The organism is Mucilaginibacter galii, assembly GCF_014635825.1.
GTDB lineage: Bacteria > Bacteroidota > Bacteroidia > Sphingobacteriales > Sphingobacteriaceae > Mucilaginibacter > Mucilaginibacter galii.
In genome coordinates, this window is the sequence record NZ_BMDO01000011.1 from 81,193 (window position 1) to 96,995 (window position 15,803).

The window sequence follows — 15,803 nt, forward strand, 5'->3', positions numbered from 1 at the left end:
GGTTATATTAGGCTTTGGCGGCCATTACTTCTTTTACTTGTCCGTTAATTTTAACTTTTACTTTGTGGGCATATGGTGCGGTTACTTTGTATTGCGTAACCTTTCCATCTTTCCAGGAAAAGCTTACGGTAAAGTTACCCCTTGCTTTTACACCATTAAGGCTGCCCGATGCCTTCCATTGATCAGGAACGGCAGGCAAAAGTTCTATAAACCCGGCATGGCTCTGAATAAGCATTTCGGCTATGCCTGCCGCTGCACCAAAGTTACCGTCGATTTGAAACGGAGGACCGGCCGATAACAGGTTGGGATAAACACCACCACCTGCGCCGTAGTTGATATCTGTTTTAAGCGTCGGCTTCATAATTTCGGCAAACAGCTTGTAGGCGCGGTTACCATCGTGCAGGCGAGCCCAAAAAAGTTGTTTGTAGGCTATGGACCAGCTTGGGCCATCGTCACCCCTCACGTTCAGCGTTTTCTTACAGGCCTCGGCTAATTCAGGAGTTGACTCGGGTGTAATTAACGGTGCCGGAAACAAGCCGTATAAATGTGATATATGCCTGTGCTGCGGGTCGGTTTCTTTATAATCCTGCAGCCATTCCATTAAGCGGCCGTCTTTACTTACCACACCTGCCGGTGGCAGTTGTTTTAGTTTAGCAGACAGCCTTTGAGCCAGTGCAGCGTCGGTTTTTAATACCTTAGCAGCCGTGATCACGTTAGAGAATAACTCGCGGATAATTTGATTATCAATAGTTGGTCCCTCACAAATACTGGCTGTTTTACCGTTGGGCAGGTAAAAGCTATTCTCGGGCGATGAAGACGGCGAGGTTACCAGCCAGCCTGTTTTTTGATCATGAATAAGCATGCTGCTATAAAACTGAGCCGAGCCTTTTAATAAAGGGTAAATACTTTTCAGATAGTTCTTATCTTCGGAAAATGCATAATGCTCCCATAAATTATTGCACAACCAACCCGAACCCGATTTGGTTACCCCCCATGAGGCGCTTTCGCCGGGTTCTGTAAAACCCCAAATGTTGGTAATAACGTGTGCCACCCAGCCATCGGCGTTGTAATAGGCTTTGGCCGTACGTTCACCCGGTTTAACCATACCTTTAACCAGGTCGGCCAGCGGCAGGTTCAATTCAGACAGGTTGGAAACCTCCAGCGGCCAGTGGTTCATTTGTACGTTAACATCCAGGTGGTAATCGCCATTCCAGGGAGTTTGAATTTGGTTGGCCCATAAGCCTTGCAGGTTTGGTGGCAACAAGCCAACCCGGGTACTGCTGATAGACAAATAGCGGCCGAACTGGTAGAACAGCACCGGTAGTCCGGTATCTTTACCGGGTGTAGACCTGAATGCTGTTAACCTTTCGTTGGTTGGTAAATTACCGGCATCAGCACCGCCAAGCTGAAGTTTAACGCGGTTAAATAATTTTTGATAACGGGTAATATGTTGCTGCTTTTGAGTGGGATATTTTCCCTGAACAGCCGCGGTCAATTGCTTTTGTAACGTGGTTTTAAAAGACGGGTTTTTGAGATCGGTACCGGCGGCGATGTATAAAATAACCTCACTGGCATCTTTCACTTCCAGCTCTTTTTTGCCGGCAGTAAGTTTGCCCCCGGTTAATTTGGCCTGTACTTTGGCCAGGTATTGCATACCCGGCGCCGATGTACCGCTATTTAGCTGACCATACATTTGCAGCACATTGCCGACAACCTCTGTTTGAGATTTCTCAGGGCGGCTCAAGGCAATTTTAAAGCTGATTTTGCCAGGTTTATCGGCCCATATGCGTACCATGCATACATCATTGCCAAAGCTGGTGATGTATTCGCGGTGAAAAGTAACATCGCCTATGCGGTAGGAGCATTGGGCTACAGCGTTACTTAACGACAGCTCGCGGTGATAATCTTTCACATCCGATTCATCGGGCGATTTATTGTAGTTGAACTTAATATCCAGATCGCCCAGCATTTGGTAGCAGCCGAAAGGTACACCACCCGAACCTACACCTTTACAGATAAAGTTTTTATCGATAAGCGCCTGCGCTTCGTCGTTCTTACCCTCGGCCAAAAGGCTTCTTATCTGCGGCAGGCTTTTATAGGCTTCGTAGTTATTAGCATCTTGCGGAGCGCCCGACCATAGTGTAATATCGTTCAATACGATCTTTTCATGAGTAATGCCGCTGTTGGGGGTCATACCCAATCTACCGTTACCCAGGGGTAAAGTTTCTTCCCACTGCGAAGCAGGTTTATTATACCAAAGTTTTAAGGACTGTGCCTTGATTTGAACACCTGCTGCAAGTAGCCCCAGGCAAAGCAATAGTTTTTTCATTATAGGTCGTAATACCGTTTACAACATCTCTCCTATCAGAGCCTTTGTTGTTGCGGTAATTGTTAATTATAAATGGCTGTGGTAAATGTATTACTATCAACCTGCCCTAAAAATGGATAAAGCTTTAAACAGGATGGATTATCCTTTGATAAAATAACTGCAAGCCTAAGGCATGTTGGTAAAAAAATCCACAATGCGGCAGGCCGTCCCCTTGCTACCCTGCGGCTTATTTTCATCTATGATCAAAGTTAAATGGTGCGTGGCGTTCTTAAGCCCCGAGCCTAACAGCAAGTACCAGGGCAAATGCAGGGAGTTACTCCAGGGTGTAAAAAGCGACAGGTGCTTATATGGTCCGCCATCAATCGAATAGCTAACCGAGCCTGCATCAGGCCCCGAAAGTATAGCCATACCTACTGCATTACCTTTAAAGGTTAAAGAAAGCTTAGCGCCGGGTGTGGTTGCGCTTAAAACCGGTACGTTAACAAAACCTTCGCGGGTTGATGTATGATCTTCAGGCTGCCAATGAGGGTTTATACTCCAATGCTGGTCTGGCTTTGCGTTTTGTATATTGTAATAACTACCGTTTACAAAGCTGTACTCATTTAATTTTGAGGGTAATTTTGTTGATGCCTTTTCAGGAAGCCTGGCATTGCGGCACAGGGCAAACATTTGCTTAAAGGTGGCAAAGTAAAGTTCCTGACCAAACACCGAGGGATGCAGGTCTTTAAAATCATCGTCCCAGCTAAACTCATGTTCCTGCAATTTGTCATGTACCTCCTTAGCCAGGTTAATGGAGGTTAAGCCGTAATGTGCAGCCACCAATTCATGATTGTTAATTTCGACCGGGGTTATGCCTTTATCGTAATCATGATTTTTATCAGGATCAGCAAATTCCATCATTACAATATCCATAGCCGGGTTGCTCTTTTTAGCATGGCGTATGATGCCTTCCAGATCGCGTACCTGGGTTAAGCTGTCGGTTCCGTTCACGCGGTCGTTAACGGCCGCTTCCAGGAAAAGCAGGTCTACCTTGCCCGAATCCAGTACATCATGCTGTAACCTGAACGCATGCGGCAAACTACCAAGCGAGGGTATACCGGCAGCAATAAACCTAAAATTTGTTTGCGGATACAGTTCGTGCAGGTAATTACACACCTTTTGCCGCCAGCCGGGATTATAGGTAATAGAGCCTCCTAAAAAAGCCACGGTAGCATTTTTTTGACTATTGATTACCTTCTCAAACTGCTTAAGCCCCGATCTTACTTTAATATAGGGGTCGTAAGGCAGGCTTTCTTTAACCGTAGCGGCATTACTCGTTACAAAATCAACAAGTTGGTTGATATTTGGGACGGGTATATGATGACCATATAAGCTCTGCGGCCCTTCGGTTACCGGAATAACTGTGGCAGGGCCGCCCAGGGCATTATAGCGCTGAACGAAAACTGCGGCATTTTCCTGCAGCGGTGTAATATTATCCCAAAGGCCAACCACATTCAGCACCGGCACTTTAAAAGAGGCCAGTCCTTCCAGATGGTCTATCGGGCTATCGCTGTAGTCCATTGCCTGCTGTTCGGTAAAGTGAAAAACAGATTTAAACTCTTTCCAGGCGGTGGTATCGCCCAAACCTTTCCCCTTACCTCCCGGCCAGCTTTTAATGTCATAAACAGGGGTTTCGGCATAGATGCAGCTTACCATATCGGGGTTGCGTTTTGCCCATCCCAGGGCATACAAGGCTCCCCTGCTTACGGCTTCCAAAGCCGGCTTTGGGGCAAGCTTTATATTAGTGGTAAGCAGTGTATAAAACCCGTCCCAGGCTTGCATGACCGTTGGGTGGCCATACAGGTTATCGGCATCCAGGTAAGCAACATGAAAACCTTTGGTTAACAGGATACTGTCTATATCGGTATGCCAATCGGGGAAAGATGACCGCCAAACCCAAGGGTTACCTTTTAAGGCATGTGCAGGCTTTACATAATACCCCTTAAATTGGTTTACCTGCACGTTAACCCGTTCAAAACCTTTCCAGCGGTCTTGCGCCCAAACGGTGGAAGAAAAAACAGAGAGAATAAATACAGCTATAAGTTTAGTACGCATTGCTACAGTATCTGCACGTTAATTTACAATAATAAAGCCCTTAACGGGCTTTATTAATTTTAATAATCAGGGTTTTGAATAGCATTTACATTGCAGCTCCCGTTTATAAATAAATGTATACCTTATTTGAACACGTCATTAAAGAAAGTCATTTCGCTCATATTACTATAGTTGCTATCGCCGGTGGTTACGTGTTTTATGCGTACACGTATGTATCTTACCGGTGGCAGGTTGCTATCTAAGTTAAATTTCATTGCACTTTTACCATCATCTGTACGCTTAACGGTTTTTAACAGCTTCCAGCCTTTGGCCTGAGCTTCTGCGGGCCAGCCTGCATCGTTAGGATTAAGGGTAGTGGCAGCATTGGCAATATCGGCAATTCCCCAAATTTCAAAATCATCGGGATTGTTACAGCAATCGCGGCCGGTTTCTTCTACCTGGCTTAAGCCGCTGTAAATTTTACCCATATCAAACGTAATGGTGTGCGGCATACGGTGATCGCCATCGGCATGAAATATATTAGGGAATCCCTGAGGCCCCACACTACCGTCCCAAAGCTTACTAATGCTTGTTTCAGAACTGTAGGTACCGGCATCTCCGGGCAATTTTACTTCCTTAAATAGTGATTTATTACAAATGGCTAACCCATCGGCAATAGTTGGAAAATTATCGAACTTAGATACATAGAATATATCATAAGCATTCTTCTCAGGCAGGTAGCCCGACCGATATTGAATAGCCGTGCTTCCCTTATAGTTGGGTATGGTGATAGAGAGGCTATCGCGCGGTAGGATACGCTCCTCAATTGCGCCGGTACGGTTGGTATAGCGTATAGTGGTACCCACGGTAATAATGCTGGTATCCTGCTGTAAAAAATTTAGTTTTAGCGAACCATCGGGATTTACCACATACGGCGTAGCCGCATTGTATGCCCTGTTTTGCAAACCGCTTTGGAATATAGGCCCGTATACTTTCACGTTGTTGATATCGAGCGGTACAGAACGGTTTCCTTTAGCGTCATACGAAAATACGGTGAACGTGTAAATGTACTCGTTCAATCTTGGGATCACGGCAACTATAGTATCTGCGGTGTTGTGCTTATTGGAGGTTACCACCTGCGAGTCTACCTTGTTGTTCCAGTACACCACGTAGCGCGTAATGCTTGGATCGGTACTTGGATTCCAAACCAGCGCAGTACGCAGGTTGCCGGCACGCGCCTTTATATTTCCAACCTTGCCAGGGTAGGTAACTTCCTTGTCGCCCAGGAAATTTTTGAAGTCCTGGTCTTGTTTACTGCAGCTGTAAATACCGGTTCCTATCAAAAGGGTGATAATGAGCTTATATGTGGTTTTCATGTAATTCTGTGAGTTATAATGAATATTATTGAACTTTTCCATATACCGAAAACTCCATGGCATGGGCGAAATCGCCGTTACTCCAGGTGCGGTGTACGATCATGCGCATAAATCTTACCGGCGGCGAATTGCTTGGCAGGTTAAAGTTTACACCTTTTTTTACAAAATCTTCATCAGCAGAATTGGTAAAGCCCGGTGTTAAACCCGACGGGGGATTTGGGAAATGGTAGTTGCCCAAATTTATCCAATCGCCCACTACGGTACCCGCCGCAGCAGATTCGGGTATTTTGGCATCCTTCGGATTGGCAGAATTAGACCCCCAGATACTAAAATCGCGTGGGTTACCATGTGCATAAGTATACTCATTGGGTCTTTCCCATAATATAAAACGGCTTAACTGTGCCGATGCACCTATGCCAAAGGTAACCTGCATTGGCCCCGGAACACCGGGGGCTGTATGCCAGCCGTTGGAGAAACCATCTGTTTTACCATCCCATAAAAAAGGCACATCCCAACCATAGGCAATAGGACTATCGCTTGCCGTACGGAAACTCGAGAACTTATTTTTCTCTAATAAGGCTTCAAACAGCGGCGTTAGGGTAACCAGTGTAGTGTCTGATACGTTACCATATTTATCGGTTACATACACACCAAACTTACGTGGTACAGATTTATATCCTCTTACCGAATAATTTACGGTATCTGAATTGGTATAATGCTGATCCTGCACTTCGAGCACATTGGTAGAACTATCTAACGCTAGCAAAATAACACCGATATCTTTCTTTTTAGGGTTTAAAGCCGTGATAGTAACTCCGCCAAAATCTTTAACAATTTGTACGGTAGGTTTTACAAGCTTATAGAAAGGCACATCGGGGTGCACCTTAACCGTAACAGGATCAGACATTACGTTGGCGCGGCTAACCACATTAAGCGTTACCTCGTAATCTTTGCTTTGGGCAAAGCCATCTACCGTTATGGTATCGGTATAGTAACTGGCCTTGGTTTGCCGGGTAGTTTTATCGTTAATTTTATACTGCCCCTGCACATACAAAATATTGCCTGAATTGGGCAGTGTATAGGTAATATAAGCGCCGCCGTTAAAATTGGTTACTTTAATATTGGTTACTACACCCGGCTTGGTTGCATCGGTAGATACCGGCTCGGTGTTATAGCCCTCGTTCTTTTTACAGGCGGCAAGGGAAATTAGAAGGATTGCCAACAGGCAGCCTCCTAATCTTAAAATATTGTTTTTGAATACTTTCATAAACTTATTTGTTTATCAGATTAATTAATTAGCCTACCAGTAAGGGTTTTGAACTAAATTACTATTGATGATGAGGTCGTTATCTTTAATTGGCCATAAATAGTTTCTTAAGCCAAATACTGAGGTGAACACCGTATTGGGCCTGTAATAATTCACTGCCTGGTCTTCATAAATATTCCAGCCTTGTATAGGTACGCTCAGCACATTTTGCAGTTCTTTCCAGCGGCGCAGATCCCAGCCACTTTGAGCTTCAAAACAAAGCTCTATGCGGCGTTCCTGGTGAATAATTTGGCGCATACCATCCTGGGTGGTGTATTTAGTAGGATTGTTAGAGTAAGTTCCCCACGCTTCCTGCACACTTTTTAATCCTGCACGAGCTCTAACCCTATTTACATAAGTGTTTACATCGGCGGTTGGGCCGCTTACCTCGTTCAATGCTTCGGCATACAGCAGGTACAGGCCAGCAAGCCTCATTAACGGCATATGAAAACTTTGCTCCTGAAAACCATCATCATATACAGAAAGATAGTTAGCTAATTTTTTAGGCCAGTAACCTGTAATGTTAAGCGTGTTCAGATCTTTAGGACCGGCCAATGATTTGTTTCCCCGTGCTTCCACATGGTACATATCGTTAATATCTATTTTACCGTTACCAAACCATATACCGCCATCAAAACCTAAATTGGCATAAAAGCGGGGTTCGCGGTTAAAGTGTTCTCTTACGGTGGCGTAATCTTTAGCAATGTAAAAGCGGCTGGCGTCATCGCCCGTTTTAATACCATAACGGTTGGCATAATCAAACGTTTTGTCTTCATTAATTGCCACCCCTTTATCAGTGTAGAAAGTTTCCTGAAGTGCTAGCGGCACCGCAAATGTGGAGGGATTAGAGAAAATATTGATAGCCGACTTGGAAGTTAGGCGCGGCGTAGCGTAGCCCTGAAATGGAAACGTAGGGTTTAATGCCCAAATAAGCTCTGAATTGAGTTCCCATTTTTCGGTAACTGCGTTTTGCAGGGATAAAATCGTACGCAACGAATCTGGAAGCTTGGTGATATTTGCCGGCGGAATAAAAGTATAAAGTTTTAAACCGCGCGCTTCGCACTCGGTAATGGCCGCCTTACAGGCATCAGCCGCTAACTGCCATTTTTGCGCATTGTAAGGAGCAAATAATGCCTGACCATCTTTATTTTTAAGACCTACAAAATCAGCATTCCCGTTAAATAACGGACTAGCTGCCGTGGTAAGCACTTCGGCCTTTACAGATAAGGCTATTGAACGGGTTATGCGGCCTAACTCCTGCGCCTGGTTTCCAATTACAGCAGGAAGATCTGGTGCGGCCTCGTCCAATAACGATACAATGTAGTTGAACACATCGTCCATGGGCTCGCGTTTAACTTTCAAAGTTTGAATATCGTCGGTAATATTTAAGTTGGTTTTTATAAGGGGGATTGGCCCATACATGCGCGCTAAATAAAAATGGTAGTAAGCTTTTAAAAATTTCACCTCGGCAATCCAGCGCTTCTTTTCTGTTGCAGTTAAATCTACCGGGTTATCAATATTCTCCAACATGATGTTGCACCTTCTTAGTGCACGAAAAATTGACTGTCCTTTGTTCTCTCCATCCCACCAGTTTAAGCCGGGATTACTGCTGTTTTGCGTACCACGAAGCAAATTAAAGCCGGTTTCGTCAATGGGGTGTTTAGATAAATTGTTAGGATAAACAATCTCGCCCGAGGTTACGAACGCGGCATTACCTGTTAAATCGGCAAATTGCTGTAAAGTAGCATAACAGGTAAACAGGTAGTTTTCGGCTTCGTTCCTGTTTCTAAAAGCATACTCAAGCGTACCCGTATTGTCGGGCGCTACATCCAGATACTTTTTACATGATGTACCCGACAGCATTACCACCGCCACACACATTATTTGAATAAATATTTTCTTTTTCATCACTTATCCTACTATTATAAATTAACATTAAGACCTACGTTGAATACCTTTTGAATTGGGTAAGCAAAGCCATTACCACCTATTTCGGGATCCCATAATTTGAACGGGCTCCATGTGTATAAATTAAGACCATTGAAGTAAATGCGGCACTTGGTCATCTTCATTTTTTGAGCTATGCGCTGTGGCAGGGTGTAGCCAATTTCTAAAGATTTAAGCCTCATAAAGCTGCCATCACGCATCCACCAGGTACTGTTCTGGCGGTTGTTTTCTATCTGTGCACCGTTAACACCCAACCTTGGATATTGAGCATACAGATTTTGATTATCTTCAGACCAGTGGTCGTCGGCAAATGCTTTTAGCAATTGAGTATTACCGCTGGCGTAAGCTGCATCAGGACTTTGAATGAAAGGGCTGGTGCGGCTTGGGTCGATAAAGAACGACACCTGCGCCTGGCCTTGGAAGAAAGCAGAAAGATCGAAGTTTTTATAACCTCCAGATAAGCCGTAACCATAAACAATGCGCGGTATAGTTGGGTAGCCAATAAAGGTTTGATCGGCACCGTCTATCTTACCATCGGCGTTGAGATCGCGGTATTTGATATCGCCACCTTGCGGGGCTACACCGTTACTTGAAAATATTTGGCTTGGTGAGTTGCGTGCTTCAACATCGTCTACAAATAAACGTTCGGCAATGTAACCGTAGTTACGGTTAATGTACTGCCCCGATTGGTAGCGGTAAGTTTCTTTATATTGAGGTTCTTCGTAACTGTCGTATTTACTTGAGGCAAGTGTAAAGTTGCCACGGCCTTGCAGCCAAAGGTTCTTGCCAAAGGTTTGCTTATAATCGGCCTGCAGGTCAATACCATTTGAGTTGGCGGTACCAAAGTTAGCACTCACGCCCGACTCCAAACCTACCGTAGTGGGCACAGCCGTTCTGCTTTGTAAAATGTTATACCGGTGATATTTGTAAACCTCGGCCACAATGTTAAGGTTTTTGAAAAAGGTAGCCTCAATGCCTAAGTTAAGCTGGCGCGAAGTTTCCCAGGTAATATCGGTGTTGGCATAATTGTTAATTACTACACCGTTACGGGTATAGCCGTTGTTGGTACCAAACGTGGCCGGGTTACCGCCATTCAAATTAACATCAGACAGGTAATAGAAACGCTGATTGCCTATTTGATCGTTACCAACGGTACCGTAGCTGCCTCTCAGTTTCAGGCGGGTAACGATGTCGTACAGTTTGTTACCCCAGAATTTTTCTTCAGACACAATCCACGAACCGCCAATAGTGGGGAAAAAACCATACCTGTGGTTGCTCGAAAAGCGCTCGGTACCATTGTAACCAAAGTTGAACTCTAAAAAGTAGCGGCTTTTGTACGAATAAGTAGCACGACCTGCTACCGTTAAGTTACGATAAGGCAAAGAATTAAACAATGTGCCGGCATTACCGTAAAGCGTTTGCTGTTGTGTGCCTATTAATGAGCTGCTAACGTTGTGATTACCAAAACGACGGCTGTAATCTAACACACCCTGGAAAAACACGTATGTGCTCAAGCTGCTGGTACGTGGGTCGTTATTGTAGCTTAAATATTCTGTAGCGGCGCCTGGCTGAGAGTTTAGCCATGATAATGTGTAAACGTTAGAAAGCTTGTCATACTCACCAATATTGTAATAAAACGGCGAGTACCCCATAGAAGACTCAAAATAAGAGAATCTGTTAGTATGGAATAAGCCATGAATATTAAGACCTGGTGTAATAAATTTCAAATCCTGATTCATCTCTAATTGTGCCGACATGCGCGATTGAGAATAATTTTTATGCCCCCTTAACAAAGCAGCGTAAGGATTTAAATATGCAATGGCATTAGACTGGCCGCTGCTGCCCGGCGTTAAGGCGTTCCCGAAAAGGATATGCCTGGTATTTTGGTTGGCGGCATCGGGTTCGTAATAAGCCGGGAAGAGAACCGGGCTGGTGTGCATGGCTATATTATACAAATCAGTAGAGAACGATGCATCAGACGTAAGAGGACCATTGTAATCGTTAAACGTGCCGGATAGCCTTACTACCATTTCGGTTGTTTTGGTAAGGTTAATGTTAATATTTGAACGTAATTGGTAGTTACGGAACTTTACGTTATTGTCGTTATTATTATTAATGTCTTCTCGTAAAATACCATGATCGATATTGTATGAGCCCGAAACGTAATAACGGGCAACACCGCCACCACCGCTAACACTCATATCGGCGCGCTGGGTAGTAGTACGTTTTTTAAATAGCATTTTTAGCCAATCTACCGCAGGGTAAACATAAGGATTGCTGCCGGGTGCGTTGTTTAGCGTAGCTTGGGTATTAATGATCTTATTTTGTGTAAAAGGTAGCGGACTTAACGGGTTACGGGTAATGGTGGCCTCATTAAATAAACGCATGTAAGTAATAGGATCGGCCAGTTCCAGATTTTTTACCGATTGTGAGGTAGATGTTTCTGCCCTAAAATTAATTTGCGCTTTACCTATCTTACCTTCTTTGGTGGTTACCAAAATTACGCCGTTCGCACCACGCGCACCATATAATGCGGTAGCACTGGCATCTTTCAGGATAGAAAAGCTTGCTATGTCATCTACCTGCAGCCTTGCCAGATCGCTGGTAGAGAGCTCAACGTTATCAATTAAAATAAGCGGGTCTTTCTTATAACCGAAAGTAGTTACCCCCCTTATAAAGAACGAAGCATTATCTTGCCCTGGTTGACCGCTGGGCTGGTAAGCAATAATACCAGCCACCTGCCCGGCCAAAGCGTTGGTTAAGTTACTCGCTGGTATCTTCAGTTCGCCAGGTTGAACTGTGGTTACCGAGCCCACTACCGCTTCTTTACGTTGCTTACGCCCGTAAGCCGTAACCACCACTTCCCCGGTTTGCATGGCGGTTGATGTTAATGGAACAGTTAGTACTTTGGTACTGGCCGAAACCGTGATATTTTGCGTGTTATAACCAACACTGGTGATACGCAATACTGTTCCCGGTGCCACGTTTAAGCTAAAGTAACCGTTTTGGTCGGTTACAGCACCTACGTTTTTCACACCCACAGCCGTAACAGTTGCACCAGCCAGCTTAGTGCCGGTAGAATCGGTAACGGTACCGGTTATTAATATTTTTGTACCTGTTTGCGCGTAGCCTTTAGTGTAACCTAAAGCCAGCAGCAATACAAGCATATACCCCAGCCAAGGCATAAAGCGCCTAAGCGAACCTATTTTTGAAGGTTTATGGAAACGCCATTGTATTTGTTTCTTCATTTTAATGATTAAATTTTAGGGTAATTTTTGATAGTGATACTGAATTTACTTTCGTCGGAGTAGCTATTTTATCGCCAATCGACATCAACAGATGAGCATATGGCATAGCATAGCACCGTGGCCTTTCAGCACATCATTACAGTTTATGAAATTGATGGTAAGAAAACACTTTAGCCTGTACAAGCCGCCAATTTGAACCGCATGTTAACAGGCAAGCAATGGTGCTGGACGTTAGACAATTACCCCGTAGTAGTCACTTTTGAGCACAAGAAGATATACTGGAAAGCGTAAAAGTTCTCTTTCATATTTTAAGTATTTTAGTTTTAATTGGTACACTAAAAGTAGAAAGGAATTAATTGCGTAAAAATGGATTAATCATCAAAGTTGATGGACAATTCTATGATTTCACAACGTATAAGTCTATAACAATAGAACTCAGCAGAGGGCAGGAAATTTCTGTTAATAAACCTAATGTGTCGTAAGTTATACTATTAGGTAATGTGATTATAAACAACTAATGGATTAAACTATTTGTTAATCACAATTAATCCATCAGTTAAACACCAAAAACTATAAGCTTATAAGTGATACTTAATTTTGTTTAGCCAACAGTATCTATCTGAATAACCAAAAAAGTACCGACATAATTAAGATGAGCGCAAGCGATAAAAACTTGTAGTTACCTATACCGGCCCAACCAGGAGATCGTAAAGACTCAAATGGCGATCTCCAATACAGCACATTGCTTGCCGCAGTATGCTGTACCGGGAATATTACTGAAGTGGTTACTTGTATAAGTACACAAACGCAAAACAGGTAAAACGCCATGATCATAAATGGTATATGACCTATTAAAGAGTTAGGTAATAATTTGCCTGTCGCAAACACAAATATGCCAATTAGCGAACCCAAGTAGAGCGTTATTTTTGCTGATTTAGCTGATGCACCTTTCCAGAACACTCCTAACAAAAATACGCAGGTAATAGGTGGCGCTATGTGCGCAATTATATCGTTCAATCCATTAAAAATACTCTCGTATTGATTAAGCAATGGCAGTAAGAGCAACGAGAACACCAGCGAAGCACCGGCTGCAATCTTACCAACCTTTACCAACTTGTTATCAGGGGCATCGGGTTTCCAGCGCTGGTACATATCATAACTCACCAGCGTAGAAATGGAATTAAGGGCGCCCGATATCTGGCTCATCAATCCTGATAACAATGCAGCCACAAGTATGCCGGCCAAGCCTTTGGGCACAAGTTGCAAGATCATTAAGGTGTAAATTCCCTTACTGTTAACAACCTCCTTACCATCGTGCAGGGTTTTCAATGTATCAATGTTCAATTGCCCGGTTTGGTACAGCGCCCAGGCAAACAGGCCAGGCATCACAAAAATAAATACCGGCAATATTTTAATGAATCCGCAAAACAGGGAGCCCACCCTCGCGTGGTTCTCATCTTTAGCACCCAGCACGCGTTGTACAATGGTTTGATCGGCACACCAGTACCAGATTCCTAATATAGGGTAGCCTAAAAATACCGCATACCAGGGCAAGCCGCTGGCATCGCCGTGCGGGCGCATCATGGATAATTTTTCCATTTGATGGGTTTGCTCTAACACATTAACCATAGGCTGCCACCCGCCCATTTTATGGTACGCAGCCACGGTCATAATGAGTGCGCCGGCAAGTAAAACCACGGTTTGTATAGATTCGGTAACTACCACGGCGGTGAGGCCGCCAACAATAGTATAAATAGCGGTAATAATAGCGATGGCAATTACGCTATAATACATATTTACACCAAAAAGCGTTTGCAGCACAATACCCCCGGCCAATAAAGAAAAAGCTATATGGATAATAATAGCCGATGCAACCGACACAATGGCCAACCAATCGCGGCTGGCCCGGTCATATCTTTTCTCCAAAAAATCGGGCAGTGTAGATACCCCCGATTTGAGGTAGAAGGGAACAAAGAACACCGCCAGCAAAATAAGCGTGAACGAGGCCATCCATTCAAAGTTGCCGTTAAGCAAGCCGGAATCAAACCCGCTTTGCGCCAGGCTAACCAAATGCACACATGATATATTAGTGGCAAACAGCGCAAGCCCTATCATAGGCCAGCGCAATGTTTTCCCGGCTAAAAAATACTCTTTGGCCGTCCCGCCATGCTGATTTTTAGCCCTGTGCTTGATTCCGGCCCATAATCCTATAATAAATATGGCAATAATATACAGGGCGCTTATTACGCCGTCAATGGTGTTAATGATCATGCTGTTTGCCTGCTAATATCTGGAAAAAGCTTAAATAAGATCGCTGCTGCTGCCCGGTTCTTGCGGGGTTTGATAAGCGCCGTTCACTACCATGGCGGGGTTAACAAAGTACTTTTTCAAATGCGGAATATGCTCCAAAAATAAAGCTTCGTGCCCCATCGCTATATGGTTAAACAATACTAAGTGCTGGTGAAGCTGGCCCATATCACCCACGTGTGGCAACACAGGTATTCCAAACTTTTTGCACAACAAACTAATGGTAATAAATTCGCTTACGCCACCAACACGCACAGCATCTACCTGAATAAACGCAGCTGCCCCGGCTTGAAGATAGTTTTTAAAAATGACTTTGTTAGGCACATGTTCGCCCAATGCCAGTTTTACCGGGGCAATGGCCCGGGCCAGCGTTTGGTGTGCCAATACATCGTCGGGATGGGTAGGCTCTTCAATCCAATAAGGATTCATGTCTTGCAGGCGTTTACAAATGTAAAGTGCCTGCGGCAAGTTCCACTGCTGGTTGGCATCCAGCATTACTTTAACATTATTGCCGGCCACCTCGCGTACTAAGTTTGCCCGGCGTATATCGCGCTCAAAGTCGGTGGATCCTACTTTAAGTTTCAATGCGGTAAAACCGGCATCTACCGCTTTGATACAATTTTCGCGCACCATTTCGTCCGAGTAGTTGAACCATCCTACAGAGGTATCATAACCTGGATATCCGGCACTCAAAATACCCATTCGTTCGGCTGCAGTTTGCTGCTGGTTCGCTAATAACTGTATGGCATCGGCCGCAGTTAGTTCATCCTCAAGGTAAGAAAGATCAAGCGTGGCCACAATTTGCTCGGGCGAAAGATCAGTCAGCAACTTCCAAAGCGGAACGCCTCGCTTTTTAGCCCAAAGATCGTAACAAGCATTTGTAACCGATGCAAGTGCTAAATGCACCACCCCTTTGTGCGGCCCAAGCCACCTGAATTGCTGATCGTTCGAAAGCTTTTGAAAAAGAGAGCCAAAACCGGCCATGGTTTCTTCAATATCTTTTCCAATTAACTGATTAGCATAATGCTGTGCGGCTTGGCATACCAATTCGTTACCCGCACCTAGGGTAAAGGCTAATCCAGTTCCGGTATGTCCGCTATCATCAATTAATTGGGTTACGGCATACGAATAAATGGGGTCGCGGTGTACAGCATCGCTACCGGCATTGCCGTCTAACTGATATCGCCTGTCGGCTATATTAACTTTCTTGATCATAT

Annotated in this window: 8 protein-coding genes; all 8 read right to left on the reverse strand. The window is 44.4% G+C overall.

Annotation, left to right across the window (positions count from 1 at the left end):
• Positions 1-7 precede the first annotated feature (7 nt).
• The 8 genes from IEV61_RS17505 to IEV61_RS17540 all read right to left on the reverse strand — a co-directional run bounded on the left by IEV61_RS17505 (position 8) and on the right by IEV61_RS17540 (position 15,801).
• Positions 8-2,329, reverse strand: a complete 2,322-nt coding sequence (locus IEV61_RS17505; protein WP_188418349.1) for a glycoside hydrolase family 95 protein — start codon at positions 2,327-2,329, stop codon at positions 8-10.
• A gap of 165 nt (positions 2,330-2,494) precedes the next feature.
• On the reverse strand, positions 2,495-4,423 hold the full coding sequence (locus tag IEV61_RS17510) for an SGNH/GDSL hydrolase family protein (protein WP_188418350.1): 1,929 nt from the start codon (positions 4,421-4,423) through the stop codon (positions 2,495-2,497).
• Positions 4,424-4,545: 122 nt separating this feature from the next.
• Positions 4,546-5,778: a DUF4998 domain-containing protein gene (locus IEV61_RS17515; protein WP_188418351.1), complete on the reverse strand. Its 1,233-nt coding sequence runs from the start codon at positions 5,776-5,778 to the stop codon at positions 4,546-4,548.
• A gap of 25 nt (positions 5,779-5,803) precedes the next feature.
• Positions 5,804-7,045 carry a DUF5000 domain-containing lipoprotein gene (locus IEV61_RS17520; protein WP_188418352.1) on the reverse strand — a complete coding sequence of 414 codons (1,242 nt, stop codon included), beginning with the start codon at positions 7,043-7,045 and terminating at the stop codon, positions 5,804-5,806.
• Between the two features lie 33 nt (positions 7,046-7,078).
• Positions 7,079-8,992 carry a RagB/SusD family nutrient uptake outer membrane protein gene (locus tag IEV61_RS17525; protein WP_188418353.1) on the reverse strand — a complete coding sequence of 638 codons (1,914 nt, stop codon included), beginning with the start codon at positions 8,990-8,992 and terminating at the stop codon, positions 7,079-7,081.
• Positions 8,993-9,006: 14 nt separating this feature from the next.
• A complete protein-coding gene (locus IEV61_RS17530) occupies positions 9,007-12,279 on the reverse strand; it encodes a SusC/RagA family TonB-linked outer membrane protein (RefSeq protein ID WP_229747194.1) in 3,273 nt (1,090 codons plus the stop codon).
• A 615-nt stretch (positions 12,280-12,894) separates the two neighbouring features.
• Positions 12,895-14,550: a sodium:solute symporter gene (locus tag IEV61_RS17535; protein ID WP_229747195.1), complete on the reverse strand. Its 1,656-nt coding sequence runs from the start codon at positions 14,548-14,550 to the stop codon at positions 12,895-12,897.
• 30 nt (positions 14,551-14,580) lie between these two features.
• Positions 14,581-15,801, reverse strand: coding sequence for an enolase C-terminal domain-like protein (locus IEV61_RS17540; RefSeq protein WP_188418354.1), 1,221 nt, complete (start codon positions 15,799-15,801; stop codon positions 14,581-14,583).
• Between the last annotated feature and the right edge of the window lie 2 nt (positions 15,802-15,803).

Excerpts from the sequence above, each read along its gene's own strand:
- IEV61_RS17530 (WP_229747194.1), bottom strand. The coding sequence starts at position 12,279 with ATGAAGAAACAAATACAATGGCGTTTCCATAAACCTTCAAAAATAGGT.
- IEV61_RS17510 (WP_188418350.1), bottom strand. The coding sequence starts at position 4,423 with ATGCGTACTAAACTTATAGCTGTATTTATTCTCTCTGTTTTTTCTTCC.
- IEV61_RS17505 (WP_188418349.1), bottom strand. The coding sequence starts at position 2,329 with ATGAAAAAACTATTGCTTTGCCTGGGGCTACTTGCAGCAGGTGTTCAA.
- IEV61_RS17520 (WP_188418352.1), bottom strand. The coding sequence starts at position 7,045 with ATGAAAGTATTCAAAAACAATATTTTAAGATTAGGAGGCTGCCTGTTG.
- IEV61_RS17525 (WP_188418353.1), bottom strand. The coding sequence starts at position 8,992 with ATGAAAAAGAAAATATTTATTCAAATAATGTGTGTGGCGGTGGTAATG.
- IEV61_RS17515 (WP_188418351.1), bottom strand. The coding sequence starts at position 5,778 with ATGAAAACCACATATAAGCTCATTATCACCCTTTTGATAGGAACCGGT.
- IEV61_RS17535 (WP_229747195.1), bottom strand. The coding sequence starts at position 14,550 with ATGATCATTAACACCATTGACGGCGTAATAAGCGCCCTGTATATTATT.
- IEV61_RS17540 (WP_188418354.1), bottom strand. The coding sequence starts at position 15,801 with ATGATCAAGAAAGTTAATATAGCCGACAGGCGATATCAGTTAGACGGC.